Genomic DNA, 21,245 nt, shown 5'->3' with positions numbered 1-21,245 from the left:
GGGGGCCGCGGGCCGGGGCTTCGAGGGACTGGATGAACAGGGCGACGACGCGCCGCCAGGCGTCGGGGGCGGCGCCGCCGGTGGCGTTGACGACACCGGCGTTGGCCATGTGGAGCAGCACTATGTCCGAGGTGTCGAAGTCCTCGCGCAGCCGGCCCGCGGCCTTGGCCCGGCTGACGAGCCGCACCATGCCCTCGAGTGCCTCGTTGCGGCGCCCCTCCATGGCCTTGGCGGTGGGGAAGGACGTGGTCAGCACGTCGGCGAAGCCGTAGTCGGCGGCCTGCATCGCGCAGGCGGTCTCGATGTAGCCGACGAAACCGTGCCAGGGGTCGGGGTCGTCGAGGGCGACGGCGACCGCGTCGGCGTAGGCGTCCATGCGGTCGGAGAAGACGGCGGCGACCAGCTCTTCCTTGGTGGGGAAGCGGCGGAACATGGTGGCGATACCGACACCTGCCTCACGGGCCACGGACGCCATGGAGGCGTTCAGGCCGTCGCGGGCGAACACCCTGCGCGCGGCAGCGATGATCCGCCCCCGGTTGCGCTCGGCGTCGCTGCGGAGAGACTGAGCGGCGGGACCGTCGGGGTGCTGGGAGCCAGGGGTCATGCCTGCCAGCCTAGCAATCGGATTGACCTATCCATTTTTAGTGCTAGTCTCGTTCCAGCGAGCCGGATAGGTCTATCCGGTTCTTGAATCGGATAGACCTATCCGATTGCTGCCGCTTCCCCGCTCCCCGGGGCATCCGCCTCGTACCGAGCCTTACGAAAGGATCGCTGTGACCAGCATCGCCATCATCGGAGCCGGCCCCCAGATGGGCATGGCCATCGCTCGCACCTTCGGCTCCCAGGGCTTCGACGTCGCCCTGATCTCCCGCAACCGCGCCAAGCTCGACGGCCTCGTCGACACGCTCACCGCCGAAGGCATCACCGCCGCCGCGTTCCCCGCGGACGTCCTCGACCATGACGCACTTACCCAGGCGCTCAAGGACGCCGCCGCCAGGTTCGGCGGCATCGACGTCCTGGAGTACTCCCCGCTCGCCATGGAATCCACCGTGCTGGCCACTCCGGCCGAGAGCGACCCCTCCCACATCCAGCGCGAGATCGAGGTCCAGCTGTACGGGGCCATGGCCGCCACCAAGGCGGTCCTGCCCGCGATGCGCGAGGCCGGCGCGGGCACCCTGCTCTACACCACCGGCGCCGGCTCCCTCGACCCGCTGCCGATGGTCGGCAACGTCAACGCTGCCGCCGCGGCGCTGCGCAACTGGGTCGTCAACCTGCACAAGGAGCTGGACGGCACCGGCATCCAGGCCGCCCACATCGCCATCGACGTGGCGCTCGGCGGCGCCTCGATCGACCCCACGCTCAAGGCAGCCACCCCCGAGGCCATCTCCTCCGTCTACTGGGAGCTGCACACCACCAAGCGTGACCAGGGCGAGATCGTCTACAGGGGCTGAGGCCACGTCGGCTCCCGCGCCGACCCTTGGCCGCGACGCGGTGTGGCATGCCGTACCGCGTCGCGGCCAAGGAGAAGGCATCCGCTCGAGTGAGCGTGTTCCCGGAGATCGTGCGGCGTTTGCGGCCGCCGGTGTACTGAAGGCCGTCAAGCTCCGCGAGCAGTCCCGGCCTCGGCTCCAACTGTCTCGGGTGAGCGATGTCGCGGCCCCTGCGGTGCGAGATCGACGTCAAGCGAGTTCGCCGCTGCCCGCTCGTCCGCGCCTGGCGCGGCGACCGGCACGGCAACCTCTGCTTCCGCCGCGCGGCCGCCAACTTCAACCCGCTGGCCGCCATGGCCGACCGCATCACCATCGCTGAGGTCGAGGAACTCGTCGAATCGGGCGAGCTGCGTCCCGACGAAGTGCACCTTCCCGGCATCTTCGTCCAACGGGTCGTGACTCTCACCGCTGAAGAGGCCGCCGACAAGCAGATCGAACGCCTTTTGACTTCCGCATCTCCGACACCAGGGACGGTACGTACCTGATGGCCTGGACCCGCCACCAGATGGCCGCCCGCGCCGCCGCCGAACTCACCGACGGCTCCTACGTCAACCTCGGCATCGGCCTGCCCACCCTCATCCCCGGCCACCTCCCACCCTGCGTGCACGTCGTCCTGCACTCCGCGAACGGCATCCTCGGTACCGGTCCCTACCCGTACGAGGACGAGGTCGACCCCGACCTGATCAACGCGGGCAAGGAGACCGTCACCGTCCTGCCCGGCGCGAGCTTCTTCGACTCCGCCCTGTCCTTCGGCATGATCCGCGGCGGCCACATCGACACCGCCGTCCTCGGCGCCATGCAGGTCTCGCAGCACGGCGACCTCGCCAACTGGATGATCCCCGGCAAGATGGTCAAGGGCATGGGCGGCGCGATGGACCTCGTCCACGGCGCCCGCCGCGTCATCGTCCTCATGGACCACACCGCCAAGGACGGCTCCCCGAAGATCCTCGAGGAATGCACCCTCCCCCTCACCGGCGAACGCTGCATCCACCGCATCATCACCGACCTCGGCGTCCTCGACATCACCGACGACGGCCTCGCGCTGGTCGAGACCGCTCCCGGCGTCACCGCGAAAACCCTCACAGCCCACGCACACGCCCCCGTACGTCTGGACACTCGCGTCAGGTGATCCGTACGCCAATGGCTGGTGTACGGATCCATGTCGGACAGTCACGCGCTGGCAGCCTCCGCGTCTTCGGTGTTGCGGCAGTTGTCCATGAACCACTGGTTCAGATGGTCGCCAGCGGCCATGACGATCGGGTCCGGCCGAGCGGCGTCGAGCCGCGCGCGCAGATGGTCGGAGGCGTCGAGAGTCCGCACCCCGGGCGCGTCCCGCCATGGAGCCAACTGCAGTGGCATGTGACAGGACGCCACACCCTCATCGCAGAGGCGGTACCCCTCTCATCGCCCGCCTCATCGCCCGCCTCACGGCCGGATCCGTCCTGCTCGGCCACGGGCCGGAAAAAATCACTGACCCGCAGGGCTTCATCGACGTACTGCACCCGATCGCCGGTGTCGCAGCCCCGGACGTCCTCGGCTGGCTGGTCTCCGTGGCAGAGCCGTTAGCCGTGCCAAGCCCCGAGAGGCAGCACCCAAGCAACCCCACAAGTCGACAGGGAGCAGAACGGACCAACCGACCTCGGTCCCTGACCTCTCAGCGTCCACCGGCCTGCATCCGCTAGGCTGTCCCTGGTCGGTCGTTGGTAAGTTGCCCTGCCTGCCCAAGTGACACTGCGGAGGGCATCGCACCATGTCTGACCAGCGGGTTTGTATTCTGCGTCAAAGATCCACATTCTGGATTTTTGACAAGGTTTTCTACAAGCCCCTGCCTTCGTAGCTCAGGGGATAGAGCACCGCTCTCCTAAAGCGGGTGTCGCAGGTTCGAATCCTGCCGGGGGCACACGACTAAGGGCCAGTTCAGAGGCTTGATCCTCTCGAACTGGCCCTTTCGCATGATCACGGCCGTGCCACACCCGTGCCACAAGGTCCGCTAGGACTCCGTCTCACCTCGCGTCTTACGGATCATCGAGCCGAGCTGATCGGCGATCTCACGGTCACGACCGCTGACCACGTGCTGATAGATCAGTGCCGCCCGGGGCGTGCTGTGGCCCATCCTGGTCATCAGCTCCCGCAGGCTCGAGCCGGAGGCAGCGGGGGTCTCTCGGAAGTCGGATCAAGTCCCGGCTCCACTCCGCTTCGCCAGTGGCGGCCTGCTGGACCAGGGCTTTGGTGCGGCGAGGCGATGCAACTTGGTGCCAGGCTGGGTGATCGCACCCGCATCATCCGGCCATCATCCGGCCCGGGCTCGGTGGCGGTGTGCTCCACGGCGCGGCGCGGCGGGGCCGCCACCTGCGCGTTGCGCGCGGTACAAAGGCCAGCTGCAATCTCGCCGATCGCCAGATCCGCTCCGGGCAGCAGGCTCGTGCACCTGTCGACCGTTCCTGGGTGGGCAAAGTCGCGACTTTCCAGAACGTCCGCTCGATGGCCTGCCGTTGGGCGATCCTGACCAGTTCACGCTGACAGATGTTCGCCTCGGTGGACGACCGTGATGAGGGGGTCGGGGCCAGGCGTCTGGAGTTCGTCGACCACGGCGACGGCCAGGTCCTCGGCGCTGATCCAGGACTGGCCGTCGGCGCTGATGAGCAAGGTGTCGCTGCCGCGCCGATAGCGGCCGGTCCGTTTGCCGGGTTCGAGCAGGGCCGGTGGACTCAGGTAGACGCAATCGGCATCGGCATGGGACTGGCAGGTTCGCAGCTGAGCGATTCCGGCGGCGGCGACGGCCTTGATTTCGGCGGGCACGTACGCCGGGTTGTCGGCGACCAGCAGATCGCGGTCACCGGGGCTGCGCAATGCGCCGGCGCCGCCGACCACGAGGACACGGATCCCGAGTTGTGCGGCGATGTCCAGCACCGTACGGGTAGCGCCGACCAGGAACTCCTCGTCGACCGGCGTGGTCCGCACGGTCAGTACGACGGCGTCCGCAGCACCGTGGGAGGCGGATCCTGCCAGCGCCTCGCGTATGGCGTGTGAGTCGTTCGCGTCGACCGCGATCGGCGTCACGTTCGGGTTTCTCGGGTTCTCACTCGCGGGTTTCCGGGACAGAGCGATCACTTGGTGTCCGCGTGCACCGGCCTCGTTGATCACCCGGCTGCCGACCATCCCGGTGGCGCCCAGTACAGCGATCGTCATGCCTGTCTTCATCAGATCCGTCCTTCTCGTATGTGATCGTCGCGCATCTGGTCTTCTCGGATTTGGGCTTCCCGGATTTGGGTTTCTGCCAGCCTGCGGCGCGGTGCGCGGCCCGACAGGTTCGGGGCATTGAGCTGCGCCGCGAACAACGCGGCCAGGGCGAGGGCGAAGCCAGAGGTCTGCAGCAGGCTCAGTGACTCGCCCAGTGCGATGCCGATGACGGCCGCGACCAGCGGGGACAGCAGCACCAGCGGTGCGGACGCGCCGACCGGCAGCTTTCCGATGCCGCGGAACCACAGCGTGGACGCGATCAGCCCACCCACGCTGCCGAGCCACAGGTATCCGCCGGCGGCTCCGGTGTCGATGCGCGGCGGCGCCCCCTCGATCGCGAAGGCGAGCGGGAGCAAGAGCAGGCCGCCCGCCGTCAGTTGCCAACCGGTCAGGGTCAGTGGACCGACACCCGCGGGAAGGCCCCACCGCTTGGTGAGGACGATCCCGGCGGCCATGGCGGCCGTACCACCGAGGCCGGCGACGACCCCGACGGCGTCCAGCCGGGCCTGCGGCCCCAGTACGACGAGTCCGACACCGACCGCGCCGAGCACGCACCAGGTCAATCGCCAGGCCGTCGGCCGGTCGTGGAGCAGCGCGACGGCCAACCCGGCGACCATCAGCGGCTGGGTGGCACCGAGAGTGGCGGCGACACCGCCAGGGAGTCGCTCGGCAGCCACGAACAAGAGGGGGTACAAGGCACCGATGTTGAGCACGCCGAGGGCGGTGGCCTTCCACCACCAATCCCCGCGCGGGAGCACACGGGTGATGGCCAGCGCGAGCAGCCCGCCGGGCAGGGCGCGCAGCATCCCGCCGAACAGCGGATGCCCGGGCGGGAGCAGCTCCGTGGTGACGACGTACGTGGTCCCCCAGGACGCGGGGGCGAGTGCGGTCAGTGCGACGGTGACCACCTGCGGCGCGTACGGGATTCGCGGCTGGTCCGGTGCCCGCTCGGTGGAGGTGTGCATGTGATGAAGTCTCAGGACCAGCCCATCATGAGTCCAACACATGCTTGTCATCACAGCCATGAACCAGAACGATGGCCGTGTGGATCTCCAGCAGATGCGTTACGTCGTCGCCGTGGCCGAAACCCGTAACTTCACCCGCGCCGCCGAGCGCTGCTTCGTGGTGCAGTCGTCGCTCAGTCACCGGATCGCCGGCCTGGAACGGGAACTCGGAGTCAAGCTGTTCGCCCGGTCCAGCCGCCGCGTCGAGCTGACCCCTGCGGGAGCGGCGTTTGTCGCCGGCGCACGCGAGTGCCTGGCCGCCGCCGAGCGCGCGGCTGCCGACGCCGCCGCTGCTACCGGCGTGGTACGCGGCCGACTCGCCGTCGGCGTGATCGTGACGGCGGCTGCCGTCGACGTACCGGAGCTGCTGCAGCGGTACCACGCCCAGCATCCGGCCGTCCACGTCGCCCTCCGTTCCGGACGCAGCGATGAACTGGCGGCGGCGGTCCGGAACGGCGACCTGGACATCGCCTTCCTAGGCATGCCGGAGAGCGAACGGCCTTCCGGTGTGGAGTGCCTTGTTCTCGCTCACGACGAGCACGTGCTGGTGGTGCCGGCCGGGCACCGACTGGCGGGCGTTTCCCAGGTCACGCTGCGGGAGATCGCCGAAGAGACGTTCGTGGACTTCGTGAGCGGGACGCCCGCCCGGGCCCAGTCCGATCAGGCGTTCGCCGTCGCGGGCCTGGTCCGCGACGTCGCGTACGAAGCCGGCGTCGTCGAGCTGATCACCCAGCTGATCGCCCGCGGGCTGGGCATCGCGCTGCTGCCGTCGGCGTTCATCCGACCGCGGGCCACCGACGACCCCGAACTGGCGCTGGTTCCGGTGGTCGACGGACCGCACCGCATCGAGTACCTGGCGTGGAGCCGCTTCAACCCCAGCCCTGCCGCCCGAGCGATGCTCGACATCCTCGAGGTCGGGCCGCCGAAAGCGGGTGTCGCAGGTTCGAATCCTGCCGGGGGCACAGCGCGTTGAGCCACTGACCTGGGGTTTTCCCCCAGGGACGCGTTCTGTTCGGCCTCGGACTTCTCGTTCGGGGCCGTTTGTGTGAGCGGTGCGTTACGGCATTGCCGCGTCTTGGGCGAACGCGGCGGTGAAGCCGGGATCGCCCAGGGCCGTACGGACGGCGGCCGTGATGCGGTCGACATCGCCGCGTTCGGCCGGCGGCAGGGGGGCCCGCACGGAGGTGCGGGAGCGGGAGGCGGTGCCGAGCAGTCGGGCGGCGAGTTCGGAGCGGCCGGCCAGCTGATGGGCGCCGGCCAAGCCCTCCAGGGCGAGGGCGACGGCTCGGGGGTCCCCGGTGGCGCGGGCGGCCGTCAGGCCCTCGGCGTGGAGGTTCAAGGCTGCCTCGTGGTCGCCGCGCAGTTCGGCGATGAAGCCGAGTTCGGCGAGAATGAGAGCGGCACCGTTCTCGGCCTCGAAACGGCGGTTCCACTCCAGCCAGGTACGCAGGTAGGACTCGGCCTCTGCCAAGCGTCCCTGACGCCGGGCGCCGAGAGCGAGGCCGACCTCGGCGAACTCCTGGGCGCGGTGGTCGGCATGCTGGACGGCGAGCCGTCGGCCGTTGTGGTGGAGACGTTCGGCTCGCGTGTGGTCGCCGTCGAGGAGGGCGATCCGGCCCAGTTCGGACCAGCGGACGGACGCCTCGGTCCACAGGCCCAGGTCCTCGGCGATGCGCAGGCCGTTCTGGTGCTCGGCCTCCGCGGACCGGTAGTCGCCCTCGATCTCCGCCAGCCTGCCCAGCACTCCGATGGCCTGCAACTGTCCCCACTGGTCGCCGAGTTCACGGAAGAGGGCGAGGCTGTCGTCGGCGTCGGCCCTGGAGGCTGTCAGGTCACCGCGTACGTAGCGCTGCACGCCTCGTACGCTCAGGGCCGCCGCGATGCCCCAGCTGTCGCCCCGCGTCCGGACATCGGCCAGGGTACGGCGCACCAGCTCCTCACCCACCTCCATCGCGCCGAACATCGTCGCGGCATGGGCGAGGAACCAACCTGGGCCGCCCCGGCCGATATCACCGACGTCGGTCATGTCCTCGTACAGCCGCAGCGGCACGCGACTCTCCCGCCCGGAGCCCAGCGGGTCGCCCGACAACAGGGTCATTCCCGCGTGCCATGCGGCCACATGGGCACGGTCGCCACCGGATGTCCCGTTCTCCTGATCCGCCGTGGGCGCCTCCGTGGGCGTCTCCGCGATGGCCAGCGCCGTGGCCATGGAGCGCTTCGCTTCCGTGAGCCGGCCACGCAGGAACCAGTACCAGGCCAGGGCCCGCACCAGGCGCCGGGCGAGCAGGGCCTCGTCCGTGGCGGCCGCTGTGTCGAGTGCGGCGCGCATGTTGGCCGCCTCGGCGTCGAGGCGGCGCAGCCAACGCTGCTGGTCAGCGCCGCGCAGATGACTCTCGGCCCGCTCGGCGAGCTCGGTGTAGTAGCGGAGGTGGGCGCGCCGCAGTCGGTCGTACTCGGTCGCGGGTCCGCTCCCGTACGCGACCGCCGGTGTGGTTCCGTGCTCCGGGTCCGCCCTTGGCATCCGCAGCTGTTCCAGGCAGTACGCCGCCACCGACTCCAGCAGCCGGTAGCGCAGCTGCGGTTCTTCGAAGGTGCCAGGGCGCTGCGTGCTGTCGGTGACGACGACCAGCGACCGGTCCACCAGCCTGGCCAGCAGGTCGACGACCTCGCCGGGCTTCACACCGGCCCCCGAGCAGAGCGCCTCGGCGGCATCCAGAGTGCAGCCGTCGGAGTGAACGGCCAAGCGGCGCAGCACCGCGCGCTCGGCGGCGGTCAGCAGCTCCCAGCTCCAGTCGATCACCGCTCGCAGGGTCTGCTGCCGCGCCGGGGCGTCCCGCCGCCCGCTCGTCAGGAGGCCGAACCGGTCGTCGAGCCGCTCGGCGAGTGTGGCCGCGCCCAGGACGCGGAGTCGGGTGGCCGCCAGCTCGACGGCGAGTGGAATGCCGTCCATGCGGCGGCAGATGGTGGCAACCGCCTCGGCATTGGCCTCGGAGAGGGTGAAGCCGGGTGACACGGCGACGGCCCGCGCCACGAAGAGCCGGACCGCGCTCGACCGCATCACATCCACGAGCGCGGCTCCCGGCGTCGGAACGTCCAACGGCGGGACCGGCCACAGCTGTTCGCCGGAAATACCCAGCGGCTCACGGCTGGTGGCCAGGAGGCATACGCCCGGCGTGACCTGCAGCAGCAGGCGCGCCAGGGCCGCCACCGCCTCGATCACGTGCTCGCAGTTGTCCAGAACGAGCAGGAGCCGCCGGTCCCGCAACGCATGGCACAACCGATCCGCCAGAGGGTGCGGGCTGCCGGCCACCGACGGCGGCAGTGAGCCGGGACGGGCGTCGTCCCGGATGCCCAGCGCCACCGCCGCCACCTCTGCCAGTTCGTCCACCGCGGCGCCCGACGCCCCGGCCGAACGGGCCGTGCCGGAGAGTTCCACCAGCCGTACCCCGTCCGGGAACAGCGCCGCGGCCTCCCCGCGGTCAGCCGGTTCGGCCTCCCCGCCCGCGACTTCCAGCGCAAGGCGTGTCTTCCCGACCCCGCCGGGCCCGGTCAGCGTCACCAGCCGCTTCCCCACAAGCAAGGCCCGTATCCCGGCCACGGACCGCGACCGCCCGATCAGGCCGGTGACCGGGACAGGCAGCTTCGCGGCAGGTGGATTCGGACGGATGGCCTCCGCCTCCGCCGCCTCCGCCGCCTCCGCGCCGTGGAGCACCACCGAGGTCTGGTCGACCTGACCTGTCCGGCTGAGGATCTCCCGCTGAAGCGCGGCCAGTTCGGGGCCGGGATCAAGGCCCAACTCCTCGGCCAGCAGGCGGCGCACCTCCTGGTAGACCTCGAGCGCCTCGCTGGGCCGACCGCCGCCGTACAGGGCGCGCATATGGGCCGCGCGCAGCCGTTCACGCAAGGGGTGACGCTCGGTCAGCTCCCTGAGCTCGCCGGCCAACGGGCCGTGTTCGCCGAGCTGGAGCCGGGCCTCGGCCTGCTCCTCCCGGACGAGGAGCTGCTGTTCCTCGAGCCGAGCCGCCACCGCCCGTACGAACGGCTCGTCCGCGAAGCCGGCGAAGGCGGGCCCCCGCCACTGGGCGAGGGCCTCGGCGAACCCGGTGGCCCGCTCGCGGGGGTCCGCGGCACGACGGGCGCGGGCGGCCAGCGCGAGGAAGTGCTCCGCGTCCACCGCGTCGCCGGTCACCCGTAGTTGGTACCCCGGCGGGCGATGCACCACCATGCCGTCTCCCCCGGCCTTCGCCAGGGCCTTGCGCAGCCGGGACACCAGGGTCTGCAGCGCTGCGGCCGGGCGGGCGGGCGGCGCCTCGCCCCAAAGATCCTCGACCAGCCGATCCGCCGAAACGACCTGTCCGGGCGCGACCAGCAGGCCGGCCAGCAGGGCGCGCACCTTCGCCTCGGGCACCGCCGCGAGTTCGCCGTCCGCGGTCCAGACGGCCAGTGGTCCCAGTACCCCGAAGCGCATCGGCTCAGCGTACGGGCAGCACATGGGCAGCACACGGGCCGTGGGCGAGCACCCGACAGCGGACCGAATGCGGATCGCAGGCGGACCGAAAGCGCTCTCCCGCAGAGTCGTTCTCGCAACCCCGGTCAACCGCAAGCCGCACCATCACCACCATCACACGACAACTTACGGAGTCATCATGAGCAGGTTCACCGGCAAGAAGGCCGTCGTCACCGGTGGGACGCACGGCATGGGCCTTGCCATCGTCAAGGCGCTGCTCGCCGAAGGGGCGGAGGTCGTCCTGACGGGCCGCAGTGAGAAGACCCTCGAAGAGGCGCGGTCGGAACTCACGGGCGAGGCGGCACACGTCGTACGCTCCGACGCCGCCAGCATGGCGGACATCGCAGCCCTCGCCGACCTCACCCAGGAGAAGCTCGGCCGTGTCGACCACCTCTTCGTCAACCACGGCATCGCGGAGTTCGCCGAGCTGGCGGAGGTCACCGAGGCGTCCTGGGACCGGCACTTCGCCATCAACACCAAGGGCACCTTCTTCACCGTCCAGGCGCTGGCACCGCTGATCGAGGACGGCGGATCGATCGTCTTCACCACGGTCGCCAACGACGTCGTCTTCCCCGGACTGAGCGCGTACTCCGCGTCCAAGGAGGCCATGCGCGCCCTCGGGCACGTGCTGGCGGCCGAGTTGCTGCCCCGGAAGATCCGGGTGAACTCCGTCGCTCCGGGGTTCATCAAGACGCCGACGATGGGAGTGACCGGCCTGACGGAGGAGCAGCGCAGGGAGTTCGAGCAGCAGGGCAACGAGACCACGCCGCTCAAGCGCAACGGCACGGTCGCGGAGGTCGCCGCGGCCGCGCTCTTCCTGGCGGCCGACGCGACCTTCACCACCAATGTCGAGTTCGCCGTCGACGGCGGCTTCGCCCAGGGCCTCGTCGCCGCTCACTGAGTCGGCCGCGGCGGCCGGGCGGTTCGGCGCCCCGGGGGTGCTCGGCCGGGGCCCCGTCTCCCGCTAGGACAGCGTTTCGGCGACCACGGACGCCGCTTCCGCGAGCAGTTTGTTGTCGTGGACGTCCTCCGCCTTCCCACGGTTCGTCAGGACCGCCATGACGATGGGGGCGGAGTCGGGGGGCCACACGACGGCGATGTCGTTGCGGGCGCCGTAGCCGCTGCCGGTTCCGGTCTTGTCGCCGACCACCCAGCCCTCGGGCACTCCGGCCCGGATGACCTCGTTCCCGGTGGTGTTGGTCTTCAGCCACGTCGCGAGCTGGGCTCGCTCGCGCTTGCGGAGGACGTCTCCGAGAACGTACGCGCGCAGGTCCTTGGCGAGCGCCCGCGGGGTGGTCGTGTCCCGGGTCTCGCCCGGCACCCAGTTGCTCAGGTGGGGCTCGATGCGCTCCATCAGGGTGACCTTGTCTCCCAGCTTCCTGAGGTCCGCCTCAAGACCCTTGGGGCCGCCGAGGGCGTCGAACAGCAGGTTGGCCGCGGTGTTGTCGCTGTAGCGGACGGCGGCGTCACACAGTTCGCGCAGGGTCATCCCGCTCTCGACGTGCTTCTCGGTGATGGGCGAGTTGGCGACCAGGTCGTCACTGGAGTACTTGATCACCTTGTTCATGCCGTTCAGGGAGTACTTCCGCAGCACGGCGCCTGCTTCGAGCGCCTTGAACGTGGAGTGGTAGCCGAACCGCTCGCCGTCCCGGTAGGCCACCTCGCGCCCGGTGCCGGTGTCGACGGCATAGACACCGAGCCGGGCGTCGAACTTGCGCTCCAGTTCCTTTAATTCGCCGGTGAACGAGGTCGTCGCCGCGATCGGGGCCGTCGTCACGGCGGACCGCGCCGACGACGAGGGCGACGAGGACGATGAGGCCGAGGAACCGTCCTGGCCGCAGGCGACGAGCGGGACGACGAGGGCGAGCGCGGCGATCGCACCGCGAAGGGCGGTGCGGGCATGGGCGTGTTGCGGGGTCCGCATGGTCCAACCTCCTGGGTGGTCATGAGTTCGGGGATCACCCTCACCGGCAGGCGGCCATGCGGTCCAATACGCGAACGCGCCGTTCCATGCTGATTCGGCATGAGAACGGGCCATGGACGGGCCATCGATGGGCCATGGATGTGGCATAAGGTTCCGGCTGTGGATCTGGTGGGAGCGTGTCGTGCGTTCGTCAGCGTGAGCGAGCACGGCAGTTTCACCGTCGGGGCGGCCGCCGCCCAGATGTCCCAGTCGGTGGCCAGCCGTCGTGTCGCCGCCCTGGAGGAACGCTTCGGTGAGCCGTTGTTCGAGCGCACGTCACGACGGGCCGTTCTCACCCCCTTCGGCCGGGACATGCTGCCGACGGCCAGGCAACTCGTGCAGGCGGCCGACGTGCTGCTGCACGAGGCGGAGGCCGCCAAGCGCAAGCCGTGGCGGCTCGCGGTGCCCGGCATCTGCTCCACGGCCGGTCTCGCCCGCCTCGTCGCCGAGGCACGCGGGCACGGCGTCACCCTTGATCTGCGCGTCGCGGGACCGGCTCAGCGCACGGAGCTCCTGCACGCACAGCAAGTGCGGGCCGCGCTGCTCGCGGTGCCGCCGGACGACGCGAGGTGGTCCGTGCCGCTCGGGCTCGGCGGTGCCCGGCAACCGGGCGTGAAGCGCGTCTATCTCGAAACCCTGCGGGTCGGACGAGCGTCCGCCGGCCCTGCCCGCCGCGTCTGGATCCAGCCGGAGGACGACGTGCCGCACATCCGCGACCCGCTGACGCGCCTGCGCGACGCGGTCGGCCTGCGGCCCGCACAACTCGTCGCCGCACCCGACCTGACGACCGCCGCGGCGGAAGTCCTGTGCTCACGCGACCTGTTGCTGTGCTCCCCCGCCCAGGCCGAGGAACTCGACCTGGCCTGGCGGCCCATCGGCGAGATCACGATCGGCCGGGGCTTCACCCTCGCCGCCGCCGGAGACGGCAATCCACAGCTCATAGAAGCGCGCCTGGGCGATGCCGTCGCCCGCTGTCTGGGTGCCCGAACCCCAGGAAGGGCAGGGACTTGAACACCGAGGCACTACTGCACGACCTGCGTGGACAACTGCGCGACGGCGGCCTGCACGGCTGCCTGCTCGTGCGGGACCTGCACACGGGAGAGGAGCTGGGAATCGATCCGGACACCCAACTGCCGTCCGCGTCCCTGGTCAAGGTCCCGCTCGCGCTTGCCACACTCGAACGCGTCCGACGGGGCGAGCTCGACGGAGCGACGCCCCTCGACGTACCCCCCGGGCGGATCACCACAGCCGGCCCCATCGGGCTGAGCCGGTTTCGCCACCCCGCCCGGATCGCGGTCGACGACCTCCTCTACCTGAGCACCTGCCTGAGTGACAGCCACGCCGCCGACGCGCTGTTCGGCCTCACCCCACCCGCCCGGGTCGCCGACATCCTCCACGAGCTCGGCCTGCGCGACATCACCGTCCGCCACACCATGAACGAGCTCATGGACACCCCCGTCGAGCGCTTCGACGCCACCGACGTCCATCTCGCCCACGCCCTCGCCATCGACGCCGGCACCAGCGGCCGCGGACACCGGGTGCCGCAGCTCGACACCACCCGCGCCAACACCGGCAGCGCACGCGCCTGGGCCGAACTGCTCCAGGCCCTGTGGACACCGTCGAAGATCCACCCCGAGGTGGCCGAGCACGTACGCGACCTCATGGCCCACAACGTGCTCCGGCACCGACTCGCCCCCGACTTCAGCTCCGACGCCACCACCTGGTCCTCCAAGACCGGCACACTCCTGAACCTCCGCCACGAGATCGGTGTCGTCGAGCACTCCGACGGTCAGGCCTTCGCCATCACCGCCCTCACCGAATCACTCGTTCCGGCCAGTTCCCAGCCCGGCGCCGAAGCTCTCATGGCCCAGGTCGCCCGCACACTCCGTGACCACCTGCGGCAGCTCTAGCGGCTGCCGCGGTTCGATCTACTCAACTTCCGCGTGATCGACGAGGGCAGCTGGGACTCGTCCGGGGGCGTACTGTCCGTCCTCCCGCTCCTTGACAGCGGGGTGTGGCCGGGACCCTCCCCGGGCTTCACGCCCGCGGCGCGGCGAACTATGGGCGCGCCATGCGCGAAGCCCGGATGGGTTCTACGGTTGAGGGGAGACCCTACATTTGCGGTACTCGGTGCTTTCCGTCTCACAGCCCGCCGTCGCCGATGCCGAGATCGAAGCCCAGGGCTGAGAGCAGCCACCCACCCGGCATCGATGATCCGCGCGGCCGACATCGGGCAGAAGGCCAAGGAACTGCCTGTCAGGTCACTGCCCGTCAGGTCACTGCCCGTCAGGTCACTGCCCGTCGGGTCCGAAGTGCCCTGTGCCGGGGGTCCCAGCGGCCGCAGGAGCAGCAGGAGGGTCTTCGATGCCTCAGAACGCGACCACGGCGATGCGCGCGGCGCCCCACACCACGCCCGAGGAACGCGCGGCTCTCGGCAAGGAGGCACGGGGCCGCTCGCCGCGGTCGGGTCACGCCGTGTACAAGCCGTCCCCTCACCGGCCGGACCCGCTGACGATCCTGGAGGCGCAGTCCGCGGCGAGGGTGCCCGAACTCGTCCCGATCCGCTACGGCCGGATGGTGGAGTCCCCGTTCCGCTTCTATCGGGGCGCCGCCGCGATCATGGCGTCCGACCTGGCCGGCAGCCCGCGCTCGGGGCTCACGGCGCAGCTGTGCGGGGACGCGCACCTGCTGAACTTCCGCCTGCTCGCCTCGCCGGAGCGGCAGTTGGTGTTCGACATAAACGACTTCGACGAGACGCTGCCGGGCCCCTGGGAGTGGGACGTCAAGCGGCTGTCGGCGAGTCTCGTCATCGCGGGCCGGGCGAACGGCTTCGACGACGCCGAACGCGCCCGCATCGTGAGCTCCACGGTCCGCTCGTACCGCGAGGCGATGATCCGTTTCGCCGGCACGGGTAACCTCGACGTCTGGTACGCGAGGATCGACGCGGACCTCCTCGAGTCCCTGATCGCAAGCCGACTCCACGGAACGAAGCGCGGTCAGAAGAACCTGGCCCGCGCCATGGCCAAGGCCCGCACCCGCGACAGCCTGGAGGCCTTCGACAAGCTCACCGAGACGGTCGACGGCCGGCCCAGGATCGCGGCGGATCCCCCGCTGCTCGTCCCGGCCGGCGACCTGCTGCCGGACGTCGAACGCAGCGCGCTGGAGCGCCGGTTCCGCGGTCTGATCGAGCGGTACGGCCGCACTCTGGCCTCCGACCGGCGCACGCTCCTGGCGGACTACCGACTGGCGGACGTCGCCCGCAAGGTGGTCGGCGTCGGCAGCGTCGGCACCCGATGCTGGATCTTCCTCCTGCTCGGCCGGGACGGCCAGGACCCGCTCTTCCTCCAGGCCAAGGAGGCCGACACCTCCGTACTCGCCGCCCACGTCGGCGCGAGCCAGTACCGCAACCAGGGCGAGCGGGTGGTCTCGGGCCAGCGGTTGATGCAGGCCACGAGCGACATCTTCCTCGGCTGGGAACGGGTGGACGGGATCGACGGCAAGCAACGCGACTTCTACGTCCGCCAGCTACGCGACTGGAAGGGCATCGCCATGCCGGAGAGGATGCGGCCGAAGGACATGCGGGCGTTCGGCGAACTGTGCGGGGTCACGCTGGCTCGCGCGCACGCACGGTCCGGCGACCGCATCGCGATCGCCGCGTACCTGGGCAGCGGCGACCCGTTCGACCGCGCACTCGCCACCTTCGCGGAGGCATACGCCGACCAGAACGAGCGTGACCACCAGGCCCTGGTCGACGCGGTGCACGCCGGCCGGCTCCCCGCGGAGGAGCTGCCGGCAGCCTTCCGGCCCGCCCTGCCGGGCGACTCGGCTTCGAGCTGAGCAGCACGGGCTGCCGCTCATTGTGGGGACCGGGTGTCGTGGGTGACGAACACCGCCGTGGGCCCCGGCGGCAGGTGCGTAAGTGCTGGTGAACGGGCCGGTGGACCGTTGTGCCGCGCGCCCGGACGGGAAGACTGGGATGCTGGAGAAGGGAGTGCCGCCCGTGACGTGACCCTGGCGGACAGGGTGGTGAGGGCCGTGGCCGAGACCTACGAGAACGCCCAAGGACCGACCGTTCCGGCCGTTCCGTGCGGCGATCCTCTGGGAGACCCGTTTCTGCGCACCCGGTTCGCCGTCCCCGCGAGGCCCGCCACGTTCCTTCGGCGGCAGCGGCTCGTCCAGCACCTTGACCAGGCTCTCGGCACGCCGTTGACACTGGTCAACGGGGCGGCCGGGGCCGGCAAGACCCTGCTGGCCGCCGACTGGGCCGACGGACTGCGGCAGCCCGTCGCCTGGCTCACCGTCGAAGTGGGGGACCGGCGTCCCGGGGTGTTCTGGGCATACGTCCTTCAGGCCCTGCGCATCTGCGGTGCGTCGGCGTCCGACGTGGTCGGCGCCCCTGCGGACGCGACCGGGGTGGACCACAAGCTGCTGGCGGCGCTCGCCGCCGAGCTGAACGATCGCGACCGGCCCGTGGTCCTCGTGCTCGACGAGTACGACCGCGTGACCGCTCCGGAGGTCGCGGAGCAGCTGGAGTTCGTCCTGCACCACGCCGGGCGGGGGCTGCGCCTGGTCCTCGTCACCCGCACCGAACCGCTGCTTCCGTTGCACCGTCACCGGGCGGCGGGCGAGCTGACGGAGATCCGCGCCGCCGAGCTGGCGTTCACCCCCAAGGAGGCCGCCGCACTGCTGGAGCTGCACGGTCTGAGCCTTCCGGTCCCTGCCGCGCGCGCCCTGGTGGACCGCACCCGGGGCTGGGCCGCCGGCTTGCGCCTGTCCGCCCTGGCCGCCTTGGAGAGCGCCGACCCGGAGCTGTACCTGAAGGAGTTCGAGGCGGATCGCAGTACGGTCGCGGACTTCCTGCTGGCCGAGGTCCTCAGAGGACAGCCGGAGGAGACACAGGACCTCCTGCTGCGCGTGAGCGTCCTGGAGCGTTTCTGTCCCGGTCTGGCCAACGCGCTGACCCTCCGGACCGATGCCGGGCCCATTCTCGCCGGGCTGTACCGCGGCAACGCGTTCGTCGAGCACCTCGGGCACTCGTGGTACCAGCTCCACCCGCTGTTCGGGGAGATACTCCGGGCCCATCTGCGCGAGCGCCTGCCCGGCCTGGAGCCGGAACTCCACCGGCGGGCCGCGCGGTGGCTGCGTCGTTCCGGATTCCTGCCGGAGACCCTCGCTCACGGCGCCGCCGCGGGCGACTGGGATTTCGCCGCCGGCGCCCTCGTCGACGACCTGGCGATCGGACAGCTCTTCACCGGCCTGCGCTCGGGTGACCTGACGGACTTGTTCTCCCACATGGGGCCCGAGGCCAGGAGTCCAGCGACAGACCTCGTGCGCGCGGCCCGCGACCTGTCCCGGTACAACCTCGACCGCGGACTGACCCGCCTGCGCCACGCCGAGGAGCATCTGGCCGACGACGCGCCCGAAGCGGCGCCCGAACCGGCGGCCGTCCAGCTGAGCTGTGCCCTGCTCGAGGCACTGGCCGCCCGGCTGACCGGATGTCCCTCACAGGCCGAGAAAGCCGCCGAAGCGGCCGATGAACTGCGGCAGGAAGTCCCGGCACACCTCCTGGACAAGCATCCCGAACTCACCGCCCTCCTGCTGACCCATCTGGGATCGGCCCGCCTGTGGGCCGGGCACTTCGAGGGCGCGCGCACCGCCCTGACCACGGCAGCCGGCGCTCCCGGCGGGGCCTCCACCGTGCTGCCCCGGGAGGACTCGATGGAGCACCTGGCCCTGCTCGACTATCTGAGCGGCTGGCTGGGCCGGGCGGAGCGCAAGGCCCTGGCGGCGGTGTCCGAGGCGGAGCGGGTCGGTCTGCCCCAGCCGTCCGGCTCCGGCATCGGGCAGCTGGTCCTGGCCGCCGTGGCCGTCGACCGCCATGAGCTGAGCCGGGCCCAAGCCCTTATCGACGAGGCGGCCCGGCCCCCGTCGGGAACGCGTGATCCGGTGATGGCGGCGGGACGAGCCCTCGCCACAGCTCGCCTCCTGCTGGTGAGGGGCAGGGCACGAGCCGCCGTCGAGGCGGCGGACCCGGCCGTCTCCGCGGCCGTGGCCTCACCCTGGGCGGCAGGCCATGAAGCGCTCGTCACCTCCGCCGCTCACCTGGCGGAAGGACGGCCGGACAGAGCGGCCGAGGTGCTCCAGGGCATGTCCGGCGACCAGCCGGCGTGTGCCGTAGAGGCCGCGGCGATCCAGGTCGCCGCAGGCCGTACCGGGGCGGCCATCGAACTGCTCGACAGCATCCGCACCGGGGGCCGGGCCGGGCCGGCGGTGACCGTGAGGGCAGCGCTGGTCAGGGCTCAGGCCGCGGAGGTGACTGGAGACACCGCCACCGCCCGCAGGCTCGTGGCGCATGCGCTCCTCGACGCTCGGCGGGAGCGGCTGCGACGTCCGTTCCTCGATGCGGGAGCGTGGATCCGGCCCCTCCTGGCCACGCCTCCGCTCCACGAGCTGGCAGCGGGCTGGCTCACGCCCGGCCTGCCGCGACACGGTGAGCGACCCCGGCCGGAGTCGCTGCCCCCGCCGCTCGTCGCGTTGGAGCTGAGCGGACGTGAGCGCGACGTCCTGGAGCGGCTGGCCCGGATGATGTCGACGGAGGAGGTCGCCGCCGACCTCCACGTGTCGGTGAACACGGTGAAGACCCACCTCAAGAGCGTCTACCGGAAGCTGGCGGTGAACCGGCGAGGCGACGCGGTGCGCCGCGCGCGTGACCTCCGGCTGCTGTGAACGCGCGCCGGTGAGAGGGGTCGCGCCCGCGCTCCCCACCGGCCGGACATCACGGGGGTGCCGCCCTTCCCCCGTGGCGGGTGAGGCACGAGGCGCGTACTTCGGATGCGATGGGCGGGAGCGGCGGGGCGTGTCCACGCCACCGCCAGCGACTCCGCCGACGTAGCGGCCGACTCGGCGAGGTGGACAGCGTGAAGCACTGGCGGGCTCTGATCGTCCTCGGTACGGCCCAGTTGCTCATGGTCCTGGACACCTCGGTCATGAACGTGTCCATCTGCCGACCACCCGGGACAACCGTCCGCGGCAGCCGGGCGCCGTCACTCCGGCCGGAGCGACCGGATCGACGCGCTGAGTCCGGAGGGAGTCACCGGTGTTCAGGACCAGGATCGACCCGGCCACGGCCCACGGAGAGCGCCGTGCCGAGCGCCGAGCCCGCGCGGACTACACGGGCGGAGTCTACGGATCCATGCTCGCGGCCTCCGTGGTGATCGGCGCCGGCTCACTGGGCAAGTTCCCGCGCACCGAACTGGTGCTGCTGCTGTTGCTCACCGGCGTGGTGTTCTGGATCGCGCACGTACATGCCCAGTTGTTCGGGGCGCGCCTGGCGCAACAGGCCCCGGACCGCCGGGTCGTACTGCAGGTGTGCCGTGACGAGTGGCCGATCGTCAAGGCCGCCGTCCCGCCGGCCACCGCGGTGGCCGTCAGCCCGCTCCTGGGCCTCGACGTGCGAGGTGCCCTCTGGCTGGCGCTCTCCGTCGCCGTGGCCGGCCAGGTGGGCTGGTCCGTGGCCGCGGCACGCCGCGCCGGTGCTTCGCGGCGGCTTGTGGCCGCCACCGCATCGGTCAACCTGCTGCTCGGTCTGCTGATCATCTCCTTCAAGATCGTTCTGAAGCATTGATCCGAGACGCTCGGTTGCCGGGCGACGGTCACCTGTACCGGGTGAGGCCCGAAGGAGCGCGGAGGCAGACGATCGCAGGGAAGGGCGACCGTCCGCCTGTCCGAGGCAGTCGGTGGAAGGACAGCTCGTGCGCTACGAGATCCGAGTCGAGGGACACCTGTCGGAGACGCTGGCCAAAGCCTTTCCGGAGCTGGGCCACGTGGTGATGTTCGGCCAGACCGTCCTGTTCGGCCCTGTCGTGGACGAAGCGCATCTGTACGGGCTGCTGGCACGCTGCCAGTCACTGGGACTGCGTGTCGTGGAGATGCGGCAGTTGCCGGATTGATGGGATCGGGCGGTTGCGGTGCCGGGCGGCTCGCCTGGTGACGGGCGGGAGCCTCAGCGCCGCTCCGACCTGATCCGGCCGGAGCGGCATGCGGGTGCCGGCGCCTCGTACTCCCGCTCGTTCTGGTCGGCGCAGGACTGGGCGAACTCGTGAGCGCGGGTCGAAGCGGTCACTGCCGCCTGGACAGGCGGCGAGGGCGAGGGGATCGCCCGAGCGGGTGTGGGCCCGTGCCAGGGACGCCCCACCGCAACGGCGGCGGCGCCGATCACCCGTGGCGGGTGACCCCGGCACCCGGCGACAGGCATGACCCTGAAGCGGTCAGGTCCTCGCACACCACCCCCCGTCTGCACCACCCCCTCTGCACCGCCCCGTCGGCGGTCCGGCAACGACCGCTCGATCACGCGAGGAGGAGCCATGACCATGTCGCGTGGTCCGGCACCGCGCACCGGACAGGAACACGAACCCGACGGGGCGGTCCCCGGTCCGATGGACGACCCCGCGCAGGCTCTGGGGCGGCTCGGCCGTTCATGGTCCTGGCTGCTGGCCTCGGCCGTCGCGACGCTGGTGCCGGGCGTCCTGGTACTGGTCTGGCCGGAGGCGACGCTGCACGTCCTGGCTGTCCTCATCGGCCTCTACCTGCTGGTGACCGGGGCGTTCCGGTTCGTGGTCGTCTTCGCGCGCGAGGGGCACGAACGGCTCCCGGGGCTGCTCCTGGCCGTGCTGTACGTCCTCGCAGGGGTGCTGTGCCTGCGGAACCCACTGCAGACGATCGCCGTGCTCTCACTGATCGTCGGGGTCGTCTGGCTGGTGTCCGGCATCCTCACCCTCTACACGGCTCTTGCCGCCGAGGACCTGCCGCACCGTGGCGTCGTGCTGGGCGCCGCGGTGCTCGGCATCGTCGCGGGGATCGTGGTGCTCGCGCTGCCGGCCGAGTCCGCCCGTGCCCTGACCCGGCTGCTCGGTCTGTGGCTCGTCCTGCTCGGCCTGGGCGAGGCGGTGGTCGCCCTCGCGTGGCGGGCCGCGCTCCGAAAGACGCACCCCACGGGGCCGCACTCCCCCGCCGAGACGGCCTGACACCGCACCCGCCGCTCC

18 protein-coding genes, 1 tRNA gene and 3 pseudogenes are annotated in these 21,245 nt (G+C 71.0%); 14 read left to right on the top strand and 8 right to left on the bottom strand.

Annotated elements, in window-relative coordinates; all coding sequences use genetic code 11:
• The coding region (locus G5C60_RS05540) for a TetR/AcrR family transcriptional regulator (protein ID WP_165255064.1) at positions 1-604 on the bottom strand (604 nt) is incomplete at its 3' end.
• Positions 605-773: 169 nt separating this feature from the next.
• Between G5C60_RS05540 and G5C60_RS05535 the strand changes: the two genes are divergently transcribed.
• The 3 genes and pseudogenes from G5C60_RS05535 (at position 774) to G5C60_RS05525 (ending at position 2,619) form a co-directional block, all read left to right on the top strand.
• Positions 774-1,451 (top strand): SDR family NAD(P)-dependent oxidoreductase, encoded by a 678-nt coding sequence (locus G5C60_RS05535; protein ID WP_165255061.1) that lies wholly within the window; start codon positions 774-776, stop codon positions 1,449-1,451.
• Between the two features lie 251 nt (positions 1,452-1,702).
• Positions 1,703-1,975: pseudogene (locus tag G5C60_RS05530) on the top strand (CoA-transferase); the annotation flags it as partial.
• A complete protein-coding gene (locus G5C60_RS05525; RefSeq protein ID WP_165255059.1) occupies positions 1,975-2,619 on the top strand; it encodes a CoA transferase subunit B in 645 nt (214 codons plus the stop codon). The pseudogene G5C60_RS05530 and the gene G5C60_RS05525, both read left to right, overlap by 1 nt.
• A 41-nt stretch (positions 2,620-2,660) precedes the next feature.
• Here G5C60_RS05525 and G5C60_RS05520 read toward each other — a convergent pair whose 3' ends face one another.
• Positions 2,661-2,849 carry a hypothetical protein gene (locus G5C60_RS05520; RefSeq protein WP_165255056.1) on the bottom strand — a complete coding sequence of 63 codons (189 nt, stop codon included), beginning with the start codon at positions 2,847-2,849 and terminating at the stop codon, positions 2,661-2,663.
• On the opposite strand from G5C60_RS05520, the gene G5C60_RS53975 reads away from it, so the two are divergent.
• Both G5C60_RS53975 and G5C60_RS05515 read left to right on the top strand, forming a co-directional pair.
• Positions 2,828-3,172: a DoxX family protein gene (locus G5C60_RS53975; RefSeq protein ID WP_420907344.1), complete on the top strand. Its 345-nt coding sequence runs from the start codon at positions 2,828-2,830 to the stop codon at positions 3,170-3,172. The genes G5C60_RS05520 and G5C60_RS53975 overlap by 22 nt on opposite strands.
• 145 nt (positions 3,173-3,317) lie before the next feature.
• Positions 3,318-3,390, top strand: a tRNA-Arg gene (locus tag G5C60_RS05515).
• A gap of 90 nt (positions 3,391-3,480) precedes the next feature.
• Here the strand turns inward: G5C60_RS05515 and G5C60_RS05510 are convergent.
• The 3 genes and pseudogenes from G5C60_RS05510 to G5C60_RS05500 form a co-directional block, all read right to left on the bottom strand.
• Positions 3,481-3,633: pseudogene (locus tag G5C60_RS05510) on the bottom strand (tyrosine-type recombinase/integrase); the annotation flags it as partial.
• A gap of 368 nt (positions 3,634-4,001) precedes the next feature.
• Positions 4,002-4,691, bottom strand: coding sequence for an NAD(P)-dependent oxidoreductase (locus G5C60_RS05505; protein ID WP_241266525.1), 690 nt, complete (start codon positions 4,689-4,691; stop codon positions 4,002-4,004).
• Positions 4,691-5,695 (bottom strand): EamA family transporter, encoded by a 1,005-nt coding sequence (locus G5C60_RS05500; RefSeq protein ID WP_165255053.1) that lies wholly within the window; start codon positions 5,693-5,695, stop codon positions 4,691-4,693. The genes G5C60_RS05505 and G5C60_RS05500 overlap by 1 nt, the downstream gene beginning before the upstream one ends.
• A 79-nt stretch (positions 5,696-5,774) precedes the next feature.
• Here G5C60_RS05500 and G5C60_RS05495 point away from each other — a divergent pair, with 79 nt between their 5' ends.
• Positions 5,775-6,707: a LysR substrate-binding domain-containing protein gene (locus G5C60_RS05495; protein WP_165255087.1), complete on the top strand. Its 933-nt coding sequence runs from the start codon at positions 5,775-5,777 to the stop codon at positions 6,705-6,707.
• Positions 6,708-6,791: 84 nt separating this feature from the next.
• Here the strand turns inward: G5C60_RS05495 and G5C60_RS05490 are convergent, their stop codons facing one another.
• A complete protein-coding gene (locus G5C60_RS05490; protein ID WP_165255050.1) occupies positions 6,792-10,202 on the bottom strand; it encodes an AfsR/SARP family transcriptional regulator in 3,411 nt (1,136 codons plus the stop codon).
• Positions 10,203-10,380: 178 nt separating this feature from the next.
• Between G5C60_RS05490 and G5C60_RS05485 the strand changes: the two genes are divergently transcribed.
• Positions 10,381-11,142, top strand: coding sequence for an SDR family oxidoreductase (locus G5C60_RS05485; RefSeq protein WP_165255046.1), 762 nt, complete (start codon positions 10,381-10,383; stop codon positions 11,140-11,142).
• 63 nt (positions 11,143-11,205) lie between these two features.
• Here G5C60_RS05485 and bla read toward each other — a convergent pair whose 3' ends face one another.
• Positions 11,206-12,165 (bottom strand): class A beta-lactamase, encoded by a 960-nt coding sequence (bla, locus tag G5C60_RS05480; protein ID WP_165255044.1) that lies wholly within the window; start codon positions 12,163-12,165, stop codon positions 11,206-11,208.
• 138 nt (positions 12,166-12,303) lie between these two features.
• Between bla and G5C60_RS05475 the strand changes: the two genes are divergently transcribed.
• The 6 genes from G5C60_RS05475 (at position 12,304) to G5C60_RS05445 (ending at position 20,153) form a co-directional block, all read left to right on the top strand.
• Positions 12,304-13,215, top strand: coding sequence for a LysR family transcriptional regulator (locus tag G5C60_RS05475; protein ID WP_165255041.1), 912 nt, complete (start codon positions 12,304-12,306; stop codon positions 13,213-13,215).
• Positions 13,212-14,114 (top strand): serine hydrolase, encoded by a 903-nt coding sequence (locus G5C60_RS05470; protein ID WP_165255038.1) that lies wholly within the window; start codon positions 13,212-13,214, stop codon positions 14,112-14,114. The genes G5C60_RS05475 and G5C60_RS05470 overlap by 4 nt, the downstream gene beginning before the upstream one ends.
• Before the next feature lie 454 nt (positions 14,115-14,568).
• Positions 14,569-16,041 carry a DUF2252 domain-containing protein gene (locus G5C60_RS05460; protein ID WP_165255035.1) on the top strand — a complete coding sequence of 491 codons (1,473 nt, stop codon included), beginning with the start codon at positions 14,569-14,571 and terminating at the stop codon, positions 16,039-16,041.
• Positions 16,042-16,239: 198 nt separating this feature from the next.
• Positions 16,240-18,930: a winged helix-turn-helix domain-containing protein gene (locus G5C60_RS05455; protein WP_165255084.1), complete on the top strand. Its 2,691-nt coding sequence runs from the start codon at positions 16,240-16,242 to the stop codon at positions 18,928-18,930.
• Between the two features lie 370 nt (positions 18,931-19,300).
• A complete protein-coding gene (locus tag G5C60_RS05450; RefSeq protein WP_338145700.1) occupies positions 19,301-19,828 on the top strand; it encodes a hypothetical protein in 528 nt (175 codons plus the stop codon).
• 127 nt (positions 19,829-19,955) lie between these two features.
• Positions 19,956-20,153 carry a hypothetical protein gene (locus G5C60_RS05445; RefSeq protein WP_165255032.1) on the top strand — a complete coding sequence of 66 codons (198 nt, stop codon included), beginning with the start codon at positions 19,956-19,958 and terminating at the stop codon, positions 20,151-20,153.
• A 53-nt stretch (positions 20,154-20,206) separates the two neighbouring features.
• Here the strand turns inward: G5C60_RS05445 and G5C60_RS51590 are convergent.
• Positions 20,207-20,405 (bottom strand): annotated as a pseudogene (locus tag G5C60_RS51590) (DUF2252 family protein); the annotation flags it as partial.
• 162 nt (positions 20,406-20,567) lie between these two features.
• Here G5C60_RS51590 and G5C60_RS05440 point away from each other — a divergent pair.
• Positions 20,568-21,227, top strand: a complete 660-nt coding sequence (locus G5C60_RS05440; protein WP_165255029.1) for an HdeD family acid-resistance protein — start codon at positions 20,568-20,570, stop codon at positions 21,225-21,227.
• Positions 21,228-21,245: the final 18 nt, after the last annotated feature.

The sequence above is a fragment of the Streptomyces scabichelini genome (assembly GCF_011045015.1).
Lineage (GTDB): Bacteria > Actinomycetota > Actinomycetes > Streptomycetales > Streptomycetaceae > Streptomyces > Streptomyces scabichelini.
Note: the sequence above shows the minus strand (reverse complement) of the source record. Positions and strands in the feature narration are given on the sequence as shown.